Annotated in this window: 17 protein-coding genes; 12 read left to right on the top strand and 5 right to left on the bottom strand. The window is 43.1% G+C overall.

The window, feature by feature from the left end:
* The first annotated feature begins 27 nt into the window (after positions 1–27).
* The 4 genes from AACT52_RS13520 to AACT52_RS13505 all read left to right on the top strand — a co-directional run bounded on the left by AACT52_RS13520 (position 28) and on the right by AACT52_RS13505 (position 7,015).
* Complete coding sequence (locus AACT52_RS13520; protein ID WP_073631280.1) at positions 28–1,635, top strand: VMAP-C domain-containing protein; 1,608 nt, start codon at positions 28–30, stop codon at positions 1,633–1,635.
* Positions 1,632–2,786, top strand: a complete 1,155-nt coding sequence (locus AACT52_RS13515; protein ID WP_073631278.1) for an AAA family ATPase — start codon at positions 1,632–1,634, stop codon at positions 2,784–2,786. Before AACT52_RS13520 ends, AACT52_RS13515 begins: the two co-directional genes overlap by 4 nt.
* Complete coding sequence (locus AACT52_RS13510) at positions 2,786–5,629, top strand: formylglycine-generating enzyme family protein (RefSeq protein WP_073631276.1); 2,844 nt, start codon at positions 2,786–2,788, stop codon at positions 5,627–5,629. Before AACT52_RS13515 ends, AACT52_RS13510 begins: the two co-directional genes overlap by 1 nt.
* Before the next feature lie 552 nt (positions 5,630–6,181).
* Positions 6,182–7,015, top strand: coding sequence for a formylglycine-generating enzyme family protein (locus AACT52_RS13505; protein ID WP_073631274.1), 834 nt, complete (start codon positions 6,182–6,184; stop codon positions 7,013–7,015).
* A 322-nt stretch (positions 7,016–7,337) separates the two neighbouring features.
* On the opposite strand, the gene AACT52_RS13500 is transcribed toward AACT52_RS13505, so the two are convergent.
* Entirely contained in the window at positions 7,338–8,264 is a 927-nt protein-coding gene (locus AACT52_RS13500; RefSeq protein WP_073631272.1) for a GIY-YIG nuclease family protein, read from the bottom strand.
* A gap of 171 nt (positions 8,265–8,435) precedes the next feature.
* Positions 8,436–8,798, bottom strand: coding sequence for a hypothetical protein (locus AACT52_RS13495; RefSeq protein WP_158054630.1), 363 nt, complete (start codon positions 8,796–8,798; stop codon positions 8,436–8,438).
* Between the two features lie 522 nt (positions 8,799–9,320).
* Here AACT52_RS13495 and AACT52_RS13490 point away from each other — a divergent pair.
* Entirely contained in the window at positions 9,321–11,765 is a 2,445-nt protein-coding gene (locus tag AACT52_RS13490; protein ID WP_073631268.1) for a hypothetical protein, read from the top strand.
* A 501-nt stretch (positions 11,766–12,266) separates the two neighbouring features.
* On the opposite strand, the gene AACT52_RS13485 is transcribed toward AACT52_RS13490, so the two are convergent.
* From AACT52_RS13485 to AACT52_RS13475, 3 genes are all read right to left on the bottom strand, one after another.
* Positions 12,267–13,073 (bottom strand): SDR family NAD(P)-dependent oxidoreductase, encoded by an 807-nt coding sequence (locus tag AACT52_RS13485; RefSeq protein ID WP_073631266.1) that lies wholly within the window; start codon positions 13,071–13,073, stop codon positions 12,267–12,269.
* Positions 13,074–13,206: 133 nt separating this feature from the next.
* A complete protein-coding gene (gene ccsB, locus AACT52_RS13480) occupies positions 13,207–14,301 on the bottom strand; it encodes a c-type cytochrome biogenesis protein CcsB (RefSeq protein ID WP_073631264.1) in 1,095 nt (364 codons plus the stop codon).
* A gap of 292 nt (positions 14,302–14,593) precedes the next feature.
* On the bottom strand, positions 14,594–16,594 hold the full coding sequence (locus AACT52_RS13475) for a hypothetical protein (protein WP_073631262.1): 2,001 nt from the start codon (positions 16,592–16,594) through the stop codon (positions 14,594–14,596).
* Positions 16,595–17,691: 1,097 nt separating this feature from the next.
* Here AACT52_RS13475 and AACT52_RS13470 point away from each other — a divergent pair.
* The 7 genes from AACT52_RS13470 to AACT52_RS13440 all read left to right on the top strand — a co-directional run bounded on the left by AACT52_RS13470 (position 17,692) and on the right by AACT52_RS13440 (position 25,674).
* The gene (locus tag AACT52_RS13470) at positions 17,692–19,113 is read left to right on the top strand and encodes an NADH:flavin oxidoreductase (protein ID WP_073631260.1); all 1,422 of its coding nucleotides are present in this window, start codon (positions 17,692–17,694) and stop codon (positions 19,111–19,113) included.
* A gap of 98 nt (positions 19,114–19,211) precedes the next feature.
* Positions 19,212–20,678, top strand: coding sequence for a c-type cytochrome (locus AACT52_RS13465; protein ID WP_073631258.1), 1,467 nt, complete (start codon positions 19,212–19,214; stop codon positions 20,676–20,678).
* A gap of 23 nt (positions 20,679–20,701) precedes the next feature.
* The gene (locus tag AACT52_RS13460; protein WP_073631256.1) at positions 20,702–21,127 is read left to right on the top strand and encodes a hypothetical protein; all 426 of its coding nucleotides are present in this window, start codon (positions 20,702–20,704) and stop codon (positions 21,125–21,127) included.
* Positions 21,128–21,159: 32 nt separating this feature from the next.
* On the top strand, positions 21,160–22,593 hold the full coding sequence (locus AACT52_RS13455; protein ID WP_073631254.1) for a c-type cytochrome: 1,434 nt from the start codon (positions 21,160–21,162) through the stop codon (positions 22,591–22,593).
* 12 nt (positions 22,594–22,605) lie between these two features.
* The gene (locus AACT52_RS13450; protein WP_073631252.1) at positions 22,606–23,565 is read left to right on the top strand and encodes a hypothetical protein; all 960 of its coding nucleotides are present in this window, start codon (positions 22,606–22,608) and stop codon (positions 23,563–23,565) included.
* 117 nt (positions 23,566–23,682) lie between these two features.
* A complete protein-coding gene (locus AACT52_RS13445) occupies positions 23,683–25,323 on the top strand; it encodes a lipoxygenase family protein (RefSeq protein WP_073631249.1) in 1,641 nt (546 codons plus the stop codon).
* A 42-nt stretch (positions 25,324–25,365) separates the two neighbouring features.
* On the top strand, positions 25,366–25,674 hold the full coding sequence (locus tag AACT52_RS13440) for a putative quinol monooxygenase (RefSeq protein ID WP_073631247.1): 309 nt from the start codon (positions 25,366–25,368) through the stop codon (positions 25,672–25,674).
* Positions 25,675–25,777: the final 103 nt, after the last annotated feature.

The following is a 25,777-nucleotide window of genomic DNA, read 5'->3' as shown; positions in this document are numbered from 1 at the left end:
AAGAACTATCGGCTGCTATGTCAACTTATGGGATTAACAAACTTTCAACGTAAAACTCTACGTGAAGCTCTTATACTTGCTTACCCAAATAAGGAAGATCTTCAACTAATGCTTGAAGATGAGTTAGATTGGCAACCCAGTGCTATTCCTGAAGGAAAAACGTATGAGCTAACAGTTTCTAATATTATTAAAATTGCTGAACAAAAAGGAGATATCAGAAAATTTGTTATTGGAGCTTCTAAAAGGAATCCACGCAATCCAAAATTAAGAGAATGTGTTACAGAATTGCTTTCTGTCTTATTTGATGATGTCGATAATGATTTATTAGAACCTAAAAGTTTAACATCGCTAATTAATATTATTAAAGATTTTCAAGACTTTGAAATTATTAAGGACTGTTGTGATCAAATCATCCCCGACATATCAGATCATCGCTCTCAAGAATTAAAGGATATGGAGAACCAAGAACTAGCGCATGCGGTGAAATGGCTAATTGTACTAGGTCTGTTACTCAAAGATTATCCTCAAAAGCCAGATGGTATCCCCTACATTATTAAGTTTATGGACTGTCTCCAATATACTTTAAAACAACAGTCAATAAATTATAAAAATAATGATCTCTCTAATTGGTTGCAGGAAGTTAAGCAATATCATAACTATCAGACACCAAGTCATCCTCATACTATACAGAAACAAATCGTGGCGCTTCGAGGTTACTTGGTGATTGTCGTACGTATAGCAAATAATGCACTTCAGACGGAAAATCAAAGTTCTCCTCTCCAGGTTGATAGGTTCATCAGCATTGAAACTGTTCAGCTAGACGATTCTACTCAGTGTCAGATGATTCCCCTGCATGGTTTAGAACCTGGACAGTACTATGACTTGAAATCAGTGGAAGAGAACTTGAACGAGTGGGTACATCAGGCAGAGACTAAGTTAGGTAATGAGGTAAGAAAAATAGACTGTTCGTCTAATTTAACTATCGAATTCTTCTTGCCCTGGGAGCATTTGGCGGAAGCTGTCGATGAATGGCAAGTTTCTCTTATGCCACGATCAAACAACCGCGTTCCAATTGGGAAAAAGCATCAAGTTGTGTTGCGATCGCTTGATCGACTAGATGACTATTATTCCTTTAGCCAATTGGACAACCAATGGAAGAAGACAGAAAAGTTTATGAATAGTAACCCAACTAAGGCAGAAATTCAAGAAAAAATTGAACATTTAAATTGTTTGATTGAATGTGATTGGGAGGTATTAGCTCAACGCCTGGAATATGAGAAACAACTTGCTCTAAAACTGACCTGCGTTATGCCAACCTGCAAAACATCGGATAACTCAACTACTCTAACTAATTTATTTCAGTCTATTCTGAAAGCAGGAACACCAATTGTCTTGTGGTCGCGACAATGCAACTTACCTGATGTAAGCTCAAAAATGGATCTGCTGTTAGTCTCAGAAACGCTCCTCAACGAAAGTCAGCTATTGGAAGAGGTTAAGGAAATACGAAAAAAAGCTACAACGACTAATAAACAGCATTGTGGACATCATTTGGCAATTCTATATGATGAACCACAACGGTTGAGACAGATGTGGCGGTTTTTACACGAAAATCAACTTTGGGGAATGAGTGCATGAGTAGTAAAAAGCGGGACTGGCGAATTTTTCTAGGAAATGGTGAGCAGAGTGATAGAATCAAGAAACTGCCATCACCCCCACCTTGGCGACAGTTTCGACACGCAATTGACCCCAAGAAGCCAGATCCAAGCGCCCTTAATTACTGGAAACAACTCCAAGACGCTATTCCCTTCTCTAAATCCGCTTCTGATTCCTCCTCTAAATCCGCTTCTGATTCCTCTTCTAATTCCTCTTCTGATTCCTCCCGCGATAAAAGGCGAGGGCAAACCTTCCGCTTGCACTCGCAACAGGAACAGATTATTGATGCAGTTAATGCTGCTCTTTATCTGCGCCGTCCCCTCCTAGTCACTGGAAGACCGGGGACTGGAAAAACTTCGCTGGCATATGCGATCGCCTACGAATTACAATTAGGACCTGTGCTAAAGTGGCCCATCACTACACGCTCTACTTTGGAAGAGGGTTTGTACCAGTATGATGCTTTGGGACGGCTACAGGCGATTCAACAAGAAGCTGCAACTCAGCAGGAGCAGCAAACAAGCAAATCTTCCCAACAAAACCAAGATGCATCTAGCGATATTGGTGAATTCATTCGATTGGGACCATTGGGAACTGCTTTCCTGCCTACGCCCTACCCACGAGTTTTGCTGATTGATGAGATTGATAAAAGCGATATCAATTTACCCAATGACCTGCTAAACTTACTGGAAGAGGGAGAGTTTGAAATTCCAATACTCAAACGCCTTGCCAAACGGGGCCAGCGCTCTGTAGAAGTTGGCACTGCCGATGATGACCTGAATTTTCCCCTGGACGGTGGTAAGGTTCTGTGCCAATCATTCCCACTTATTGTAATGACGAGCAATGATGAACGGGATTTTCCGCCTGCATTCTTACGACGCTGTTTGCAAGTGAAAATGCCCAAAGCTACCGAGGAAGAGCTTAAAACCATTGTCAAAGCTCATTTGGGTGAAGAAATCGCACAGCAGGTTACCGATTTAATTGCTGAATTTGCGAACAAGCGCGATCGCGAAGCCGTGAATCTAGCAACCGATCAACTCCTCAATGCCGTTTTTCTGCGAACTCATAATGCAGAGACTCAAGAACTCAAAGCTTTACTGTTCACTTCACTCAGTAATGCGGAGCCAAACCGCTAATGGAAGACATAATTGCTGTGCTGGCACAAAAGCTAGATCTGACAGCAGAGGAAATTACAGACATTCTTTGGCTGGCACTCTTGCAGTGGCAATCAACAACAACTGTATCAGACAAAGAGCAGCTGACTTCTATTTCTGCATCTGTTTTAGATTCAAGTTATGTCAAAGATTTGCACAGCGATCAATCTGACAGTTCTCAGCCTTTAGTTTCACCGACTCCTTCTCAACCCAATACCACTGCTCCCCTGTATTCACGTCCCTCCCAGTCTCCTTCTCAATCTTCTCCGGCTCAAGAGTCACTTCCTTTTCCAGTTCCGAATGCAACAGCCCTACGCAACTCACGAGCACTACTGCGATCGCTCCGTCCTCTGATGCAGCGAGTTCCTTCTCAAACTTCATGGATATTGGATGAACAGGCGACAGTTCAATGCATTGCAGAAACAAAGCTTTGGTTGCCTCAACGCAAACCAAAGCAGGAACCCTGGTTTGAGTTAGCTCTCGTTGTCGATGGCAGTCCTTCAATGCTGATCTGGCAACGCCATGTCATTGAACTGCGGCGGTTGTTAGCGCAGACGGGAGCTTTTCGAGATGTCCGAACCTGGAGTTTGGATGTGAATTCTGACGGGCAACTATATTTACATCCTAAACTGGGAGCAAGAGTTAATCATCAAGCGCCTCGCAGTCCCCAAGAACTGATCGATCCAACACGACGGCGACTGATATTAGTTGTCAGTGATTGCATTTCCAGCTTATGGCAATCCGGTACTGTAACGACTGCATTGAAAGTTTGGGCAGAACATGGTCCAATGGCTTTGGTGCAAATGTTGCCAGAGTGGTTATGGGAGAGAACAGCCCTATCTCAGGTTCCCAAAGTCCGGTTCCACAGTCTGGCTCCCGGAATGGCAAACCAAAAGTTGTCAGTTGTCCGACGCGATCGCTGGCGTAAAACCACCTCTACGGACATTAAAGTTCCCGTGCTAACCCTAGAACCTCCTGTTACAAGTCTCTGGAGCCAAATGGTTGCAGGAAAAGGGAATACGGGAGCACCCGGCTTACTCTTCTCACCTCGAGAGCAAACGTCTTTTGCAGAGATTGTGGAGCAGAACGTGGCTCTGTCTTCGGAGGAACGAGTGCAACGCTTTCGCGTTTTCTCTTCCCCAATGGCTCGCCGCTTGGCTGGACTGTTAGCTGCGTGCCCAGTTATCAGTTTGCCGATCATCCGAATAATTCAGGATGCTATGCTACGCCAATCGCAGCAATTACACGTAGCAGAGGTATTACTCAGTGGGCTGTTCCGGTTGGCAACTCCCATTGGAGCAGATACGAATCCTGATGAAATCGAGTATAAGTTTTACGATGAAGGAATTCGTGGGATTTTATTAGACTCTACACCAGCACCCGATACGTTCAGTGTTCTGTCCAAGTGGATCGAGCAGCGCTTGAAAAAATCACTTGATGACTTCATTGCTATCTTGCAAGAACCCCAATCTAATTTAGCCTTGGCAGAGCGCACTCGACCGTTTGCTGGGGTTGCCATAGAAGTTCTCAAGCGTCAGGGAGGTAAGTATGCCCGTCATGCAGCTGATTTAGAACAGCGCTTACTGCCACCTCAGACTCCAGGAAAATCCATATTTCCTCAACTTCCACCCCCGCAAACCTTTGAATTTGAAGTCGCAACTATCACTATCGAACCGGATTTCAACCTGCAACCTTTTGAATTTGAAGTCGCACTTATAGAAGTTAATCAATCTGCTCAAATCAGTACAGATAGTTTTCCCGAAATTGTGGATGAGATGGTTTTTACGAAAACAGGAAAACATCTGGACGATACTGAACGGTTGATACTACAGGGAACATTCGCCAATCAAACCTACGAGCAAATTGCAGCAGCATCAACAAAAAATTCTGCACGTCATCTAAGCAATGTTGCTCTCAAGCTCTGGGAAGTTTTATCAGAAGTAATTGGTGAAAAAGTTACCAAAAGAAATCTGCAAAATGTCCTCCAGCAATGGGCTGCTCGTCCTCATTTAACCATTCATCGTCATCGTCAGCAAGCTCAGGAGTTTATCGAAGACTTAGGGAATGGAGTGCAGCTAAAGATGGTAGCCATTCCTTCTGGAAGCTTTGTGATGGGATCACCAGAAGATGAACCTGAGCGCCGTGAAGCGGAAAGCCCTCAGCATACAGTCACGATTAAATCTTTCTTTCTAGGCAAGAATCCTGTAACTCAAGCACAATGGCAAGCAGTAGCCTCTCTCCCACAAGTGAATCGCGAACTTGACGCTAATCCATCTCATTTTAAAGGAGAAAATCGCCCTGTTGAGGAAGTTTCGTGGTATGATGCTGTTGAGTTTTGCGATCGCCTGTCTCAATACACTGGTAAACCCTACCGTTTACCGAGTGAAGCCGAATGGGAGTATGCTTGTCGTGCGGGTACGACGACTCCATTTCACTTTGGTGAGACAATTACATCTGAGTTGGCAAACTATAATGCTGACCACACATACGGTGCTGGTGTCAAAGGGGTTTATCGTGCAGAAACAACGGCTATAGGCAGCTTTGGTGTAGCGAATGCCTTTGGGCTATATGATATGCACGGGAACGTCTTCGAATGGTGTGCCGACCATTGGCATAGTAATTACGAAGGAGCGCCCACAGACGGAAGCGCGTGGATAAATAATGATAATGATTATAAGTTTTCCGTTCTGCGGGGCGGTTCCTGGCTCAACTATCCTAGGTACTGCCGTTCCGCGTCCCGCAACCTCAACGTTAGGGCGGAGCGCGACTTCATCAACAGCAATGTTGGTTTTCGTGTCGCCTGTGGGGTTGGGAGGACTGAGTAGCCCTTTATACTTTTACTCTTTTGCCCTTTACCCTTTTTTCTTTATTCTTGCGAGCGGAGCGAGCCGGATTTTTTTTATATCAAGTCATACTGGCTCACTAAACTGCTAGGGCTAGGAACTGTAACTTAATTTCTGTGTAGATCTATGCAGAATTATGGCTCTGCATAGATAGACGCGGCATATTCTGCCAACCCTTGCGGGTAATGTTTGCCTCGTCAATGTTCAAATGGCTTGTTAGGAAGACAGCACTATAGCTATAAACCTGTTTGCTAATTCCTTAACTGCCTTCGACAGTGCTACAAACTGGCGTTCATTTGTAGGTGTCATGACCAATCGAACGTAGCCATAAATGGCTTAGACTGCACGCTCCGACTTTGTACAGATTTACCTAGTCTTACCTAGTTCTGCATAGGTTTTTCGGAGCGGTGGCAAGAGGGAAAGTTCTTTTTAGTGAATGAGTGCGATGCCTCAATAATAATATCATATTTTGGGAATAGCTCAATCATCACAAACAAAGTATTCACAGAGGGACAATCAAGCAGGTAAGAATCAATGGCAAAAATAGTCATTAACCGTTCAGGGCGGACAGCGCAATATTTTATAGAAGATTTGGGCGATGGAGTTGAACTAGAGATGGTGCTGATTCCTGGGGGCACTTTTCTCATGGGTTCGCCAGAAGATGAACTTGAGCACCATGAATCGGAAAGCCCTCAACACCTAGTAACCATTAAACCCTTTTGTATGGGTAAGTATCCTGTCACCCAAGCGCAATGGAAAGCAGTAGCCTCTCTTCCACAAGTGAACAGCGAACTCGATGCTGAGCCATCTGAATTTAAAGGAGAAAATCGCCCCGTTGAGCAAGTTTCTTGGCATGATGCTGTCGAATTTTGCGCTCGCCTATCCTCACATACCAAAAGACCTTACCGTCTACCGAGTGAAGCTGAATGGGAATACGCTTGTCGTGCTGGAACTACGACTCCATTTCACTTTGGCGAGACAATCACAACTGATTTAGCAAATTATCGAGGTACAGATAACGAAGAGTATAAATGGTCAGGTTCCTATGGTCAAGGTCCCAAAGGGATTTACCGCGAGGAGACAACACCTGTAGGTAGCTTTGGTGTAGCGAATGCCTTTGGGCTATACGATATGCATGGGAATGTTTGGGAATGGTGTGCTGACCATTGGCATAGTAATTATGAAGGAGCACCCACAGATGGAAGTGCATGGCTAAATGATAATAATCGATTACGCCTGCTGCGTGGTGGTTGTTGGGACGTCAGTCCTGATTACTGCCGTTCGGCGTCTCGCGGCAACTTCGTTGCGGGCAGCTGGCTCAACCTCGACGGTTTTCGTGTTGTGTGTGCTGCTGCGTGGACTCAGTAGCCCTTTATACTTTTAGCCTTTTGCTCTTTACCCTTTTTTCTTTATTCTTGCGAGCGGAGCGATCTGAAAAATTTTTTTGAACAAATGGACGAATTACCAATTATCCAAAGTCCATCTGTAAGTAAGTCGGCAAGAAAAAACCAAACTATGTAAAGAAAAGTAAAATCTCTGTATTTGGCTGGTAGTAGCGCTATGGCTGACGCCACGCTGCGCGAACAGCGCTAAAGCGCTACTACAAACCAGTGATGATTATTTGCGCCGACTTACTTAGTTTAATCTCAAAAACATTGAACGAGTGCAAGAGTTCTTTTGAAGAATAGCTTTATTTCTGCCGTGCTGTAGTAGGCTCCTCAAGAATATCCATTTCATTTTGGTCGAGTACTTTGGGCTTCATTTGGTGTAGGTCATTCAGCACATTTTTGGCATTTTCAGTATTAAATTTGTAGTATTCTGTCAAACTCCCAATCTTGTGATTGAAATCTTGATAGCGGTGCTTGAAATACAGTTCTACATTTCCTCGATGTTCCCAAGTTCCTAGCACTTTGATATCAACACTTTGGTAATGCGCTCCTAAATCCATTTCTACTTCTGCTACTCGTTTTCTAATAGGTCGCTGGGTGACTCCAATTTTGTACAAAATCCCTTTGTTTGTTTGAATTTCTAAAAAATATAGGGTGCAGGATAGGACTCGTTTGAGTTGAGCGCAATACAGTTTTAAATCTGTCAATCTGTAGCCCAAATCAGGAGCGTTTTTATGTTTGGCGTGTTCTACGGCTAACTCTAACTTGAGTAAATTTTTAAGTAATAACGGCTCTTGTACTTCGTTAAATAGCATTAACGAGAGTGCTCCAACAGGAATTTTACCCAGATTGGTGAATTCATACGCAGGTGGAAAAGTCAAAACATTTTTTTGTAATAATCCTGCTCGAATTAGACCAGAAGAAACTAGGTCAGGACTTATAAAGTAATTTTTGGAACCATACTCTTGCCAGAGTAGTTTCAATTGCTTTAAATCTTTACCTGATAAATGAATGTTGAAGTTGTCATAGAGTGGTAGAACTGGAAAATTACCAGTTGATATCGGACGGCAGGTTTCGACCGCATGGGCAAAATGATGTTCTTTTATCTTGCCTTTTTTGGCAGTCAGCTTGCAATCGCAATAGGGACACTTAAGCGAGGTTTTTCCCTTGGTAACATCTGAGATACTTACCAGTGTTCCATCTTCATCTACGCCAAATTTTAGCCACATTGAAAAATCTTTGTTGCTGTAACGAAACTAGAATTATCTAAGATAAACGCTGATGCAAAACCATTACCACTATCAATAGAAGTAGAGAATTTGAGAAACAGAAGATGCAATATATTGAGAATATATTGCTCTATTCGCTTTCTGCGGTTTTTGGCAAGCGGTAGATTACTCTTACGAGTGGGGTGAATGAAGATTATTCTTGAAATGAAAAGCTTGAAATGAAAAGCTTTTCTGCCGTTCTTGCACGGGGCGACAAAGACTGCTTCTGGGGATTGAACTCGCTTCCACGTACGCAATGCTTCTTTGAGGTAGGCTAGAGCCCTCGCGGTGCGGCACGGTACTGGCACCTTTGCGATTGGCTTTGCCACTGCCCCTTGGGCGATCGCCCCCGGTACATTTCGCCTCTATCTTGTTGACAACCGCCATCATCTCTTGACTGAGGCGAAAGGCTGGTGTACATGGTAAGTAGGTGGATAGAATTTTTTGTAGGATGCGGTCTTCCTTGGCTAACGCATCAATCGCAAAGGGCAGCATGGGTTACGCTTCGCGCTTCCCATCCTACATTTATTCATGTCGAGCTACTTATTTGACGCAGTTGGTTGCAAGAATGCAAGCCTTATGACGCTTATAAGACAAGGGTTTTAAGATTGTTAAGAAAGATCCGGGTAACGCATAGCCTTATAGGGCAATACGGTTCAGATAAGACCAAAACCCTTATGACGACCACAATGTAGAGACGCGCCATGGCGCGTCTTTACAGAGAACGCGAATTCCATAAAAATCCTTAACTGAACCGTATTGCCTTATAGGGAAGAGGGCTGGGGAGTTAGGTTTCGCGTTCGTTTTTCCACATAACGTAAGCTCATATTTTGCACCTCACCGTAGGAACCGAGGCTATGTAAAAAGCAGCGCGATAAAGTTACATTACTTTTTTGGAATGTTCCCGCTAAATTGAGGGATTTAGGCTTTATATTGAGTGATAAAATTACATAATTTTTTCTTGGTACAAAATATCAGTAAGCCAAAACTTATTCTTTTAGTGAAGATTTAATCTCTATGAAAAAACAAAAAACACTCGTCTTAAAATTATGGTGGAGGTACTTGGGGCAAAGTTTACTTGTAGGATTTTTGTGCTTATTATTAAGTCTAAAAAGTTATAGCTATGCACAATTACCTCCAAGGTACACTGGTTTAGCTCCCAATTCTCCCTTCGGTTTAGAATTTGGTTATAGTGATCCAAAGATTGTCGGACCAGTATCTCAAGAACTTGGAGTCAAATGGGTTCGTGGTATACAAGTGGAATTTGACCGTTGGAATGGCGATCCTAAAATCCTGAGAAACAGAATAAATACCTTAAAAGGTTATGGGGTATCTACATTACAAACTCCTTTTTATCCATCTCCTTGGAAAGAGGACAAATTAGGACCTCCAAAAAATATGGATGCTTATATACAAAAATTTTATGATTGGGTAGCGGCTACTCATGATTTGATGCCTAATTATGAGCACTGGAATGAACCTTGGGTTGATGAGTGGGCATGGAACGGTGGTACTGCTGAAGAATATAGAGACATGATTAAACGAATTTGGAAAAAGGTAAAAGCTGATTTTCCAAATGTTAATTTAATTGGCGGAGGTTCTGTAGCCTATAGCAGGGATATTATGTATGGTAAGGGGAATGATATAGGATATGTGGATGGCTCTATAAACCATGCATATGCTTTTCCTAGTCCAAGTGCCTTCCATGGTACATTGATGCAATTAAAATTAGATCAAAAATTTTCTAAGACACAAGGTAAGGCAGGAGCGTGGCAAACAGAGTTTGGAACATATACTGAGATGTTCTCCTCAGATAAAGATATATGGGTAGCTCGTACAATACCCTCTAGTTACCTCCTACATATGTTAGCTGGTTATTATGCTCAAAGACCCGTAAGAGCTTTTTGGTTTAACTGGAGTGGACATGGAATGCACGATATCAAAGACAATAATGCTGCGAAGGATGCATATAAAACCATGACTCGGGTTTTGGAAGGAACCAAGATAGTAAATGATGTCTTTCCTCATTCAAAATCAATGTGGGGAATCGTTTTTGAAAACGATTATTCAGCAGATAAGCGTGCTAGAGCAGCGGTATTTGTCAATGCTCCATTTTATGGTGATATAGGTAATCCCTGGAATCCTAATGGAGGTAGTCAGGCGAAAGGAAATCTTCCTTCTGATGAGTATTCTGGGACTATGTCTATCAATGAACCAGGTATACAAGCCTACGATTACAGAGGAAATAGAATCAACAATTTGAATAACATTCCTTTGAATCCAGTAGAAGTTGTATATATAGTCGCTGATATGCCAGCTTCCAAGTTAAAGCAGATATTGGAAAATGCGAATTTTAAATTAAAAACGGAAGTAAAAGTCACAGCATTATCTTTATCAGGACCTGTTACAAAAGGTAGAACAATTGACATAAAACTTGAAAATGTCGTCAATCAACCTCGTAGCGGAAAGTTAACAATAACACCTCCCAATGGATGGAAGTTATCTGCAAATAGTATAGAATTTAAAAATTTACAACCAGGGGAACAAAGAATTATCAACTTTCCAATCAATTCTTTCTCTACAAATAGCAATAACAATTACAACATTAGCTACTCTTTATCAATAAATGAAAAATCATCACCTCAAACTGGTTCCTGGAAAATACAATCAGCGTATGCTCCAAAGAAGACGATAAATGTAGATGGGAATTTGAATGACTGGTCTGATGTCATTGCCACAACTATGGGTGATGGAGCATATAAGTTCAAAGTAGCATGGGATGCAAATAACTTGTATTTTGCTGGGGAAGTTGCAGACGATAATCATGCTCCATTTCCTCCATTTAATCCCAGTTTTGAATGGTTCAGAAAAAATAGAGTTGATGGCGCTAAAGGTGATGATAATAAAGATGGATTATTTCTTAATATCGATTGCACGAAAAATAATCCTGATGACTTGCTAAAAGGTCACTTGCTTTATGAAAAGGCTTTGGCTGCAGATGTAGATTATGAATTTTTTGCTACATATAGTACGGGAAATAACAGTGAGTTGTGGAGATATCGTGCTCCTGGTACAAATCATCAGGGATATTATCCAACCAATGCAACTCTGAGTCCGCCTCTGATGAAAATGAATGCTACTCCATCAGGTGGAGCAGAAGGAAAGATACAATTTAGTCGTGCTGGTAATCAGACGATTTATGAGGGAGCAATTTCTTTGAGTGCAATCCCTGAATTAAAGTCAGAATTAGCCTCCTTGAAAGCAGGAGATTATTATTTTCCTAACCTTGCATGGCGTGTCAATGGAGGAAATAAAGGTAAAAAATTCTGGACTATTGAGTCAGGACAATTGGAAGAAGGGGGCTATGGCTTTGTACCACAATGGTTATCAGGAGGCTTGAAAAACGGAGGACGAGTTATCAGTCGTTGGGCTTTTGTTAATGGAGATGGAAAGACAAGATGAAAAGGAGTCAGAAGTCAGAATTCAGAAGTCAGAATACCCCATGCCCTAGTTCCGGGGTTTCAAGTAAAGTGCTGATTTTATTCCTCCATACTTGAAAGTAGGGGCTTTAAACCCTCACTCCCATCGCCAGTCGTACAGAAGTCAAACGGAGCTCCTGACGACTGACCGAAAAAGAAAAGGATACAAGCCCCGAAATTTATTTCTGGATAATAAAAAAATGCGGAGCAACTTTATTCAAGCCCCTGGATTCATCCGTGGGATCTTCACTTTTGAATGCGTGACTTTTGACTTTTGACTTCCCCGAAGGGGTGACACCTTCGTTCTTCTTCGGTAAAAATAAGTGATGAGTGCAAATATTACGCAATCGCTCCCCCAAAAATTATGCTTTCCACCACCGTGTTAGGAGTCTTTTTAAGTCTTATGACTTATTGACAAAGACGCCATAATAAAACGTTACTGATACCCTAGTGTAGCAAAGTTTGGTTTAGAGACATCGCCTACCTAATTTTTGCTTTCCTGCATACTTCTGACTAACTTTGTCACCAGCTTTCTTGGTGTAAATCTTACGGTTTCAGCTAGTATCTTATTTTTCACACCAGGAATGACAACAGTTTTGCCCTCTAATAAGGCGCGATAGCCAATCTGGGCTACGGTTTGGGCATCCATAATCTTTTGACCGCTGACCAGCTTTGAGTCTTCCATCGCGGCTCTTTGTTGAAAACCAGATTCTGTTGGTCCTGGACAAAGAGCAGTCACGGTGACACCTGTACCCTCTAATTCATTGGCGATCGCTTCCGAAAATGATAAGACATAGGCTTTAGTAGCATAATAAACTGCCATCAGAGGTCCTGGTTGAAAGGCAGCAGTCGAGGCAAGGTTTAATATTCTGCCAAAGCCTTGCTTGACCATGTCTTTGAGGAAGAGCTTTGTTAAATGGGTGAGACACACCATATTGACCTGCATCATTTGCACCTCAGGTGCTAGGTCAATTTCGTGAAAAAATCCATAGCTAGCAAAGCCAGCATTGTTCACCAGTACATCAACCTTGATGGCTTCTTGTTGTAGCTGTTGGAAAATTTCGTCTGGAGCTGTTGGTATGGATAAATCCTTGGCTATTACCTTGACTCCAATACCAAATTTTTGTTTGAAATCATCTGCAATTTCAGCGAGCTTTTGTCCGCTTCTGGCGACTAACACCAGATTGTAACCATCATGGGCAAATAATTTAGCCAATTCGTAGCCAATTCCACCAGATGCGCCAGTAATAAGAGCGGTTTGTTGTCGATTACCCTGGTATGTTCCGTTCATAAATTTCCTCCTAAGATAAGTCGTGAGTTATTTGTAACTCATGACTAATTGCTAACTACATAAAAAAGCCGAGATTTTCGCAAAAAAACTCAAGAAACTGCCTAGATGTCTAGATCATATGATCGCTACCAGATCAGAAAAACCAACCATAAGAATGTAGCCCTTTACCCAAGATATTCACTCCTAGATAACAAATCCACACCACAACAAAGCCTGTAGCAGCTAAAATTGCCGGACGACGTCCTTGCCAACCACGAGTAATGCGGGCGTGGAGATAGGCGGCGAAGACTAGCCAGGTGATGAAAGCCCAAGTTTCTTTGGGGTCCCAACTCCAGTAAGAACCCCAAGCTTCGTTCGCCCATACTGCACCAGCAATAATTCCAATTGTCAGCAGGGGAAAACCCAGCCCAATCACGCGGTAGCTGATATTGTCGAGAGTTTCGGCAAGGGTTAGGCGCTGTGGCGACAGGGGTTGAGAATTTGCGCTTTTGGCTGGTTTGCTGGCTTCTACCACAGAATCAAGTTTTTGGATTGGGGTAGTGAGTACCGCGATCGCAGCTGCGGTATTACCGTTATGATCGCTTGCAAAACGAGGGAATGCTTGACCAACACCTTCAGTGTCGGTGGTATTTTCCACAGCAGCGACTTGTGGTTGAGAAACTAGCTGACCGGTTTTGTGCAAGCGGTAACCACCAGTGCCAACAGAACTGCCTTGTAGTTGTATATTTTGACCGCCAGTAACGATTAAAAAGGCGATCGCCAGCAGCGAACCCACCATCAAAGCCGCATAACTGAGCATCATCACGCTGACGTGCATCATCAGCCAATTGGATTTGAGGGCTGGCACTAAGGGTTCTGCTATCTGCATTGATTCGGGCAAAGTTAATGCCGCAAATGCAGTAATGCCCATTGCCACAGGTGCCGTCACTACCCCCACAAGATGGCTACCACTCCTGTTTTCGGCAATCAGATGGATAGTTGTGATGCCCCAAGCCAAGAAAAATAATGATTCATAAAGATTACTTAAAGGGAAGTAACCTGCTTCTAGCCATCGCGCCCCTAGTAAAGTTGCAATACACAGGTTAGCGATCGCCATCCCTGCTGTCGATAACGTTGATAAATAAGGTATGCCTTTAAATACTGCCCCTACCCAATAAAGCAGCATAGTGATAAATAGGACGGAAAAAGTCCCATTATCCAACCAGTTTTGTAGTACTACCAGATCCATTTCATCTTTTCCTCGGTGGTTTACAGACTTAACAAAAAACCTTTTTTACCGTTATTTACAAGTTCATTCCCATAAATCCATAAAACGGATCGTTAACCCTTTGCTCAAGCCCTTCTATGTGTCCTGATATCCACAAATGAAGATGATTGGTAAATGCTGTGAACCCGACCTAGAGACTTTGTGCCATCTGTTCATACGCTAGCTTGGTGGATGGATGAACCCAGGCTTGTTCTGGTTCACAAGCCAAGCCTGGGAACAAATTTTTGGATGCTCTGCATCCAGACTACTTGTCTTAGAAAGTCTTCACAAACTCAATCAGCGCTCTCTTATCTTCATCGGAGAGTTCTGAGCCAAAAGTATGACCCTTATCTTCAATAAAGTCGGGAGACTTGTTTGCCCTTAAAAGCACCCGTCCAAGCTTACCCTTAAGTCCACCTTCAGGTTTCAAGTCCTTGAACAGGTTTACAAGATTGAGATCTGTGACCGCCTCTCTGGGATTGATGTTTGCCAGCAAGTTAACAGGCATCCCTTTAGGAACGGGAATTTTAATAATTCCCCGCTGAGAAAGCGCGAACGTGCTTTTCTGAGTTGTTCTGCTGATGATTCCCTCACGTTTGTCAGGCCACAGCAGTTTTTCCATCGCATCGTTGTAGGCATCTACACGTCCTTCAACTGATGGATCTTCGTTGTATTTTCCTAAAGCGTTGTTGTGAAGAAATGGTGCTGTTGCCCACACGCTTACAAGCGAAGGTGTGCGGTAGTATCCCACACCGCCAGAAGCCACCTCAAATTCGATGGGTTTGCTTTTGTCCAAGGGATTATCCAGGGTTAGTGTGCCTGGTGACGGCAGTTCCTTGTACGTCTTAGACGAGAACTGCTCCCAGATATGTCCTTTGGTTGCATTTGTCGCCAACGCACGACCCGCATTGGTGCCAATGAGTGTGACTGGGTAGCGCTTATCATCAGACAAGAAGTTGTGATCGAGGAAATCACTACTGAGGACAGACTCCAAGTACCACTGCTTCGCCTTTTCTGGGTCAACAGCGATTTCCGCAGGAGGCTGTTTGCTCGAATGACAGGTTGCACAACTCTGGGCAAAAACAATCTTACCGCGTTTGAGAACCTCCTCGTCCTTGGTCAGGAATGCTTCACCTCCAGGCGCTTGGGCTAGATGCATCGGCTCGATAGTTTTTAGGAATGCTTCCATATCTGGCATACGCGCTTCTGTGTTGTTCCAGTCTTCGCACTCCTTTCTCGCCTTTTCGATGTCAAAGGGTCGTTGCGGTTTTCTGCCCAACACAGCATCATGGAGACTCAGCCAGTAATCGCCGCACATACCGATGTTGACGTAGACGCGCAGTGACGCTTTTGCCACGCCTATAGAGTCCGCGCCATCCTTGAGGATGTGATTTACCTCTTGGGTTGAACCATCGTTCATCACCTCTGGGTGTTTGGGGCGATCGCCCAAATTAAAAATGGCGTTAACCACATTTGGGTTGTTGATGTGATCCGTGGCAATGCGAGAAGTGTCCGAGGTACCCGGTTTTTGTGTGTTAAGCACTTGCCATCTAAAATCATCTGGCTTGAGTTTGGCATCAAATAATGCGTTTTCCTTGATGTACTGGTTACCCAGCGCTGGCACCAAGTTTTCCCATTTCGGGTGTGCTGGGTCTTTGGGTGGCTTGAGAGGGTTAAAGGCTACGTGACAGATAGCACAGGACTGCCCAATTCGGTAAGGAGGCTCGATTTGTGAGTCTTGTTTATACTGTTCCACATCCCATTTTACAGGGTCGAAGTTCGGGTTCTTGAACTTACGCAACCCGATGATGCCAGTTGACTCCGGGTCCTTGCACTTATCCAACAACAAACCATACTCATCGGGCTCTGTTGCCTTTTCACATCCAGGATCGTTGACTGTGCCAAACTCCTCGAACCGCTTGTCACGATCTACAATATTGTTGTCAAGCAACCCCAGTAAATCCACTTCACCTTGCGTTCTTTTCGCTACATCACGGTAGTACTTATCGTTACCGCCGGTCCATAAGTACCAGGTGCAACGACCGCGATTCTCCGCCTCTGTCAGGTTTGGGTCAGGTGGCAGATATCCAATACCGTCACAGTTATTTGTGTACTCGGAGCCTGGTGTTTCATTGTATTCGCTCTCCACAGGTACAGATGTTTCACTATACTCGCTTGCTAGAGCTGTAGGTGTTCCATAAAAGCCGCAGACTATGCACAGAATCACGGTCAGGAGCATCAGACAGCCCGTACAAATTAGACGTGTCTTGTTCATAAAATTCTATTTTTGCAACACGGAAACCTTGCTATGTGTGTCTCACTTTTGCAGTGAGCCACCAATTCTTCAACATCAATTCACGACTTTCCGGAATTGTCTTCGGATATTTTTGTTAATTCAAAATGTACACTCATCATATACGAATTTACTGCACAAATCGATGCAAGGAAATTATTTTTTTTAGATTTGTCAAGTTTTTTTTGTAAAATATTGTAAATATTAAGTGTCGATAGTAGAGAGAAATTGCTATCTTTCTTGGTGTGCGATATTTATTGATTAAGTCGGACTGAAAAAAAATCCGGCTAAGTATAATTGACGAATTTAATTGAAGCATAAACAGAGTTACTCTGCCTAAATTTAACAAAAGATTGGCAATCTAATGAAGATAGAATTTTCACAGGCGCTTTGAATGAAACGCCAAAAAAAATTCACTTTTTTTAAGAATTCCTCTGTCGAGGTCACTCGTTTAACATAGAAGGCTCACCTGATTAACAGACAAAATTGCCAAAAGGCAGATTGCGTTTGGCTTTAACAGGTAATAGGTGTACTCTCAATTAACTTATGCAGTTGCTGGTTACAGCCTTAAAGCAAACGGTGGCTACCAGGGCAAACGCATCTAAAATCTGGATGCCTTACACAGTAAGGATTACATAAATTCATAACCATCAATATCAAATGGCTGAAACCCCTTTTGAGTGGGCATTTCAAAAATAAGATGCGTTTGCCCTGCGGTAGCTACAGGGGAACTGCATAAGTTCAAAACCCTGGCACCTACTTATTTAGTGAACACTTCTTGGAGGCAAGTACCCTGACTACTGACTGAACGCAGATAAATAATTTAAAATTCTGCCAATTCTCCCATTTTCAATTCAAAAGAGTCAAAACTAATGATGTAAAGCATCTTGGTTTCTTCCTGCATGCCAAGTTAATTCACAATAGCTGAAATCCAAAGAGCGTATTTGAAAAGTATTGCACCTTGATGTTATAGATAGGAATTTTTTTTACAGAGGTGAGCAATAGTTTCATGCAGAAAGCAGCCGACATTATGATGCCTGATTCTATTACAGAAGCCAGAAAATAAAAGAGAATAGAACATGGAAACAGACATTATCTTTGAGCCACTGAAATTTCGTAATCTCACCGTCAAAAACCGTATTTTTCGGTCTAGTATCTCCGGACGTTGGGATAACTATGATGGTTCAGGTACTCAGGCACGAATCAACTGGGAAGAAAAATTTGCTCGTGGTGGTGTAGGAGCAATTATTACTTCTTTTGTACCAGTTGCGATTCGGGGGCGAATTATGCCTAATTACGCCACGATTGACTGCGATGAGCGTATTCCTTTTTGGCAGAAAGTTGGCGAAAAAGTCCATGAGTATGACTGTAAATTAATTTTGCAACTGAGCCATTCTGGGCGTCAACAAGATATTGCTGGAGTGGAAAACCAGAACCTGAAAGCTTTAAGTTCCACAAACAAGACTGAGCCATTGCACGGATTTCGATGTCAAGCAATGACGCTTGAGGAAATTAAAGACACGATTCAACTTTTTGCTGATGGTGCTAGACGTGTCCGTGAAGCAGGGTTGGATGGTATTGAATTGCACAGCGCAAACGGGTATTTATTTACACAATTTCTTAGCTCAGGTATTAATGATCGCCAAGACGAATATGGCGGCTCTTTAGAGAATCGAGCGCGATTTTTGCTAGATGTGATCAGGGCAATCCGCAAGGAAGTGGGAAACGATTTTCACTTACAATTCAAAATTAGTGCGATCGACTATAACAACGCCGTAACTTTTTGGGAGAAACCAGGGAATACGCTCGCAGACTCTATCCAGATTTGTCAGTGGGCACAAGAGGCTGGAGTCGATGCCGTGCATGTGTCAACCGGGAGTTTGTTTCCTCATCCACTCAATCCAATCGGCGATTTTCGCTTTGAAATTATCAGGAAAACCTATGACACGATGCTGTCTAGTGGCATCTACACATTCCGTAACTATCTCTTGTTTCGATACTGGCTGTTAAGACCAATTTTCGCCTTTTTATGGAACCGGGTGAAAAAGGATTTACCTCCGCAGCCGTTTAGCGGTAACGAGGTAAAAGATGAAGAAATGAGGAAGCTATTAGAGGCTAATCAAGGAATAAATCTGGTTGTATCTCGTGAAATCAAAAAGCACGTCAATATCCCCGTTTTATGCACTGGTGGTTTTCAGCAAGCTTCTTACATTCGTAAGGCAATTAATGAAGCGTATTGCGATGGAGTGACAATTGCTCGTCCTTTGGTTGCTAACAACAACTTGGTTCACGATTTTGCTGCAGGAAAAGACCTTCCAGACAAACCCTGCACTTATTGCAACAAATGCCTGCTCAATGTCATGGAAAATCCTTTTGGTTGCTATGAACTGTCAAGGTTCGATGGCGACTACGAAGAGATGATGAGAGAAGTCATGTCAGTGTTTCACCCAACTCACCTTGAGCAGCAAGAATCCTCTAAGACTTCCGTACCACTTGGATAGCGTAGATGCATAGTAGAGACGTACCATGTTACATCTCTACATAAATTTGTCAGACATCACTTGCAAATAATCTCGACAATATAACAAGTCACATTCGCATGACCGAACAAACAAGCCAAACCCTACTCCCGACGCCGCCCAAAGCAATTTTCAAGCGTATTTGGGTTGTCATTGTGGGAGTTGTCGCAGTAGCTATCTTGTTCCTTTGGCCTATTTTATCCAACTCCCCAGTTGATTATGCCAACATTGAAGACCACTTTAAGTATGGTTCAATTGGTAGCGAACCGGTAAATGGCGTTCCCTACTGGATCTGGAAAGTTCTGCCAGAAGTCTTTCCGGATAAATTACCTGGTAAAGGTTATACCTCACTGGGATTTATTGAAGAGCAGGGGAAAGATTTGCCAATTGGTTTTTCCAAGCGCCGAGTATTTATTGACCGCGTTGGTTTGAATTGTGCTGTTTGTCATACAGGCACACTGCGTGAGACACCAAACAGCAAACGTGAAGTGATCACAACAATGCCTGCTAACGTGCTTAACCTAGAGGGATACATCAATTTCATATCAGCAGTAGCTACGGATGAGCGATTTACTGCTAACCGGATGCTACCAGAAATTGAAAAGATAAGTGGCGGTCTTAACCCGATCCAAAAATTAATTTATCGCTTCTTGGCGATACCCCAAACCAGAGACGCGCTGATTATTCAAGGGAGCCGACTTTCGTTCCTCAAAAATAATCCTGAATGGGGTCCAGGAAGAGTGGATACTTTTAATCCTTATAAAGCGCTTCAATTCCATTTCCCGATGGATAAATTGCGGGAGGATGAACTGATTGGCACTACTGATTTGCCCTCAGTCTGGAATCAAAAAGCCCGCGAGGGATTGCAGTTGCACTGGGATGGCGATAACACGTCAGTTGATGAACGTAATAAGAGTGCGGCATTAGGTGCTGGCGTCACACAAACAAGCATCGATTTGCCGAGAATTCAGCGAGTTGCAGATTGGCTTTGGGAACTACCACCACCAGTCTATCCCTACGAGGTTAACGAAACTAAAGCTGTGAAGGGAGAGCAGCTTTTTCAAAATAATTGTGCTAGCTGCCACGTTTTTGGTGGCTCACAAACAGGAAAAGTCGTACCAATACAAGAAATTGGTACAGATCCGCATCGCCTCGACTCATATACCTATGAAATGCTGTCTAACCAAAATACCCTTTATGCAAGTTATCCGTGGCGTTTCTCACATTTCCGCAAGACGAATGGCTATGCCAACGTGCCACTAGATGGCATCTGGTTACGCGCACCTTATCTGCACAATGGCTCAGTGCCAACTCTACGAGATTTACTTGAAGTTCCAGAGAAAAGACCAAAGGAATTTTATCGAGGTTACGACGTTTTCGACAAGGAAAAAGTGGGCTTCGTCTCCAATGTTTCTGAGGAAAACGACAAGAAATACTTTAAGTTCGACACTACAGTACCTGGGAATAGTAACAGCGGTCACTTGTACGGAACTGAACTTTCCCCAGAAGACAAAGATGCTCTGGTCGAGTACATGAAAAAGCTTTGAAATTTGTCACGAAGGTAAAAGGCATGAATACTTACGCTCAATGGTTTAGTCGAGTGACTTGGCTCGGCATTATCGCTAATATGTTTTTTGTCATTCCATCTTGCTTCTTTCCAGAGCAATTCCTCTCGTTGCTTGGGATGCACATACCTTTCCCCATCATTTGGGTTCGGGCTGCTGGGATGCTATTGTTTATCATCAGTGTTTTTTACATCCCTGGTGCAATTGATCCGTATCGATACCAAGCAAGCGCCTGGATTTCAATATTTCCCTCGCGAACTTTTGGCGCAACATTTTTCATGGCTGCGGTATTTTTGTTTGGTCAAGATAAGGGATTCCTTTCTATTGCCTTTGTAGACTTGTTCTTCGGATTCATTGAGGCAATTCTTCTGACTCTTGCCATGCGAAATCAAAACTCAATTGCTGAGGAACCCGTAAAGCAATTGATCTAAGTCATACCATTGCTAAGAAGTAAGAGAATGCTATGAACATATTCAAAGATAAATTAAGCAGAATTATCACAAGTGTTGTTCTCATTGTTCTGCTTTTAGTTGGAGGGGTTGTCTATGTTGGATGGTACAACCTTTTCCGAGAAGTTCCCACATATTACGAGTCAGCCGAAGAACACTTTAAATACGGTTCTATCGGTACAGAACAGCCGCAAGGTGTACCTTATTGGATTTGGCTAGTGTTGCCGCGAATCTTTCCCGACAAACTGCCAGGAGCGGGTGGCTATACTTCCCTGGGAATAACATGGGAGGAAGGTAAAGAAACGCCAGTTGGCTTTACCAAAAAAACAATTGGCTTTCCGCGTGTCGGTATAACTTGTGCTGTTTGCCACTCTGCTACATATCGAAAAACACAAAAAGATAAACCAACAATAGTTGCCGCTGGTCCTTCGAGTAAATTTAACCTTCAAGGCTATATTCGCTTTTTAGGTGATGCTGCTAGTGACTCCAGATTTACAGCAGATTATATCCTTGACGAAATCAAATATAACCATGAGTTTTCCTGGTTGGAGAAACTGCTTTATCGCTATCTCATTATTCCTCAAACTAGAAAAGCACTGGTGCAACAAAAAGAAGACTTTGATTGGATGGATTCTCGTCCCAACTGGGGTCCTGGTCGCATCGATCCATTTAACCCCGTCAAATTCAACACCTTAAAATTACCCAAAGATGACACAATTGGCAACTCCGATATGATGCCAATATGGAATCAAAAAATGCACAAAAACTTTGCGCTGCATTGGGATGGTTTAGAAACTTCATTGACGGAAACTGTTAACACTGGCGCAATTGGTGACGGTGCGACTAAAAAGTCACTTCCTGTAGCTGATTTGCAACGGGTAGAAGGTTTTATTACACAACTTGCGCCTCCCAAATATCCCTTTGCTGTCGATGAGAAATTGACAGAAAAAGGAAGTCAAGTTTTTGCCAACACCTGTGCATCTTGTCACGCTTTTGGTGGCGAAAGGACAGGAACAGTAATTCCTGTGGAAGAGGTGGGAACTGACCGTCACCGCTTAGATATGTGGACGCAACAAGCTGCAGAGACTTACAACAACTTTGCTGAAGGCTACTCCTGGGACTTTGACAACCTGCGTAAGACAAATGGCTATCTATCTGTGTCTCTCGATGGACTTTGGTTAAGAGCCCCATATCTACATAACGGTTCAGTGCCATCGGTACAAGACTTGTTAGAAAAACCAGAAAATCGTCCCAAAGTTTTCTACCGGGGATACGATGTCTACAATCCAGAAAAAGTGGGCTTCGTTTCTGAGGGTTCCGAAGCTGAACGTGTTGGTTTTAAATACGATACGACCGTTACTGCCAATTCAAATCAGGGACATATTTATGGAACTGAATTGTCTGGTGACGACAAAAAAGCATTAATCGAATACTTGAAAACATTATAAAAGGGTGCTGCAATGGCTACTGATTATATTCTGTTCATACACGGCGTGAATACCCGCGATAGGCGTGAACAACCTCAATATGCCGATCAACTTTTCCAACGCCTCCAAGAAAGTGCCTCTAATAACGAACGAGAACTCAAAAAGATAGCTCTCTACTGGGGTGATGTTAATAAAGAAGCAGAGGAAAATCTCCTCAAACAACTCCAAGCATCACCCTTTTGGGAACATATCTGGTTTAAAGCATTTCGCGAACAGCAACTTCTCCAGTTTGCTGGAGATGCTGCACTCTACATTAGCCGTCAGGTAGGCTCCAAGGTTGTTAAAGAGCTCAAGAAACAGACAGATGGGTTAAACAATTCTCAGTCAGATGACCGCCTGCACTTAGTGACACACAGTTGGGGAACTGTGATCCTATTTGACATATTGTTTGCTGGTCGCTGGGACAATCCGGAAGTACCTGGTCATGATGCTGTTATGGCAATTCGCGATTGTATCTATGGCTTGTCTGGGAAAGATCCTAATCCGCATCAGGGCGTTCAAATTAGCAGTATTCACACTATGGGTTCACCTGTTGCAATCTTCACCCTGACTAATGTAATACCAGGTAGAGATGGTCCCGATTCACCCAGCACTCACGACATTACACCCCAACTACAGAAGCTACTGGAGTCCCTGCACGCGAGGCGAAATGGAAAGAAGCTACCTTGGAGGAATTACATTCATGCTGGCGATCCGATCGCATACCCACTTAAAGAAGTGATAACCAACCTAGTGGACGGTCAGACAAAATACTTAGATATTCAAGATCTGATGACGCATGAATCAGGATTGCTTGAATCTGTGACTGCACAATCAGTTTTCGCCCTGCTGCATGGCGGTGAGGCCCATGGCAGCTACTTCTCTAGTGACAAAGTGGTTCAAGAAATCTCCAATGTTGTGAACATAGAAACGCCTGCATTTCATCAACCCTAGCATCAGGCACGGTTTTTACTAAAAAGTCCAGTAGCTACTTCGGTACAGACATAGGGAGTTGTGTACCGAAACGACTTTTTCAGTCAAAAAGTTTACTATCTTAACATAGAGATTACCATGAAACCCTACTTACCCCAACATGACCCAAATCCTGAAGCTCGGAGAAATTGGCTGGAACAAAACCGAGAAGACTACAAATTTGACCACAATTATTTGGCTCCCATACCAATACTTGATAAGGTGCCTCATAAAGAACTCTTCTCGCCGCAATATACCGCTAAGCGCTTAGCAAGTATGGCGGATCTCGTACCCAATATGCTTGCTGCCAAAGCCAGAAATTTCTTCGATCCACTGGATGAATTGGAAGAATATGAAGCCCTGTTGTCGATATTACCAAAGCCCTCTGTCATAAAAAATTACAAAACAGATTCGTGTTTCGCCGAGCAAAGACTCTCTGGGGCAAACCCGATGGCAATGCACAGGATTGACGAGCTACCAGAAAAATTCCCTGTGACAAACGACCACTTTCAAAAAGCTGTAGGTGCAGAACACAATTTGGAGGCGGCACTCAAAGAAGGCAAACTCTATTTATTAGATTATCCTTTGCTATTTGACATTAAAGGCGGTACCTACCAGAACATTAAAAAGTACCTTCCCAAGCCGCAGGCTCTATTTTACTGGCAAAGCAATGGCAATAAAAATAGTGGTTCTCTGGTGCCTATCGCCATTCAGATCCATAATGATACTGGTGGAGATAGCCTGATTTACACACCAGATGACCCCCATTTAGATTGGTTTTTGGCAAAAACCTGCGTACAAATTGCTGATGCCAACCATCAGGAATTGGGTAGCCATTTTGCACGTACTCATGCAGTCATGGCTCCATTTGCAATTGTCACTGCTCGACAGTTGGGAGAAAACCATCCCCTCGCCTTACTTCTGAAACCCCACTTCCGATTCATGCTCTATGATAACGATTTGGGACGTACTCACTTTTTACAAGCAGGAGGTCCGGTTGATGAGTTTATGGCAGGTACGTTGCAGGAGTCTCTTGGTTTCGTTGCCAAAGCCTACGAAGAATGGAGTTTAGACAATGCTGTCTTCCCGACGGAAGTGAAGAATCGCAAAATGGATGATCCAGACATTTTGCCGCACTATCCTTTCCGGGACGACGGGATGTTACTCTGGGATGCGGTCAAAAAGTTTGTGACTGAATACTTGCAACTCTATTACAAAACTCCCCAAGACTTGAGCGAGGATTATGAATTGCAAAATTGGGCGAGAGAATTGGCTGCCCAAGATGGTGGTTGTGTCAAGGGGATGCCAGAGAAAATTGAGACCATAGAGCAACTCATTCATGTTGTGACTGTAGTCGTCTTCACCTGCGCTCCTCTCCACTCGGCTTTGAATTTTTCCCAGTACGAATACATGGCTTTCGTACCCAATATGCCTTATGCAGCCTATTACCCCGTTCCAGAAACAAAGGGTGTGGATATGCAGACTATCATGAAGATGCTTCCACCTTTTAAGCAAGCTGCTGATCAGGTGATGTGGTCGGATATTTTGACATCCTTCCATTACGACAAATTGGGTCACTATGATGAAGAATTTGCCAACCCAATGGCTCAGGCAATTCTTTTGCAGTTCCAACAAAATTTGCATGAAGTGGAACGACAAATAGAAATCAAAAATCAATCTCGTCCAATACCATATAACTACCTCAAGCCTTCTGAAATTATTAATAGCATCAATACTTGAGTTGGTTTTGAGTTAGCAACTACCAAAAACAAGGATGAAAAAATGTCAAATCACCAAGTGACTGTTACCGCTCGCATGAAGGTTAAGCAGGGTCTGGAGGACAGATTCAAGCAGGAACTTCAAACCGTAATCGCGACTACTCGTTCTGAGAATGGATGTATTAATTATGATTTGCATCAATCTGTTGATAATCCATCGCTATTTATGCTGCACGAAAACTGGATCAGCAAGGACATTTTGGAGCAGCACCTAGAAATGCCGTACATCAAAGCCTTGTCAGAAAAAGCAGCAGAATTTTTGGTTGAACCTCCTGAAGTCCTCTTATGGCAGCAGGTTGTTCATAACGGCTAGCTCACTCACTCTTGAGGGCTTGGCAGCTCTAAAAATTCAAGCAGACAGGCTGCAAAGCCTGTCTCACACTTGACGCCCATTCCACAAATGTGCAATGCCATCG

Origin of the sequence: Scytonema sp. HK-05, from assembly GCF_963872035.1 — a bacterium.
In the GTDB taxonomy this organism is placed as follows: domain Bacteria; phylum Cyanobacteriota; class Cyanobacteriia; order Cyanobacteriales; family Nostocaceae; genus Kalymmatonema.
The sequence above is the reverse complement of the archived record's forward strand: the minus strand, read 5'-3'. Positions and strand labels throughout refer to the sequence as shown.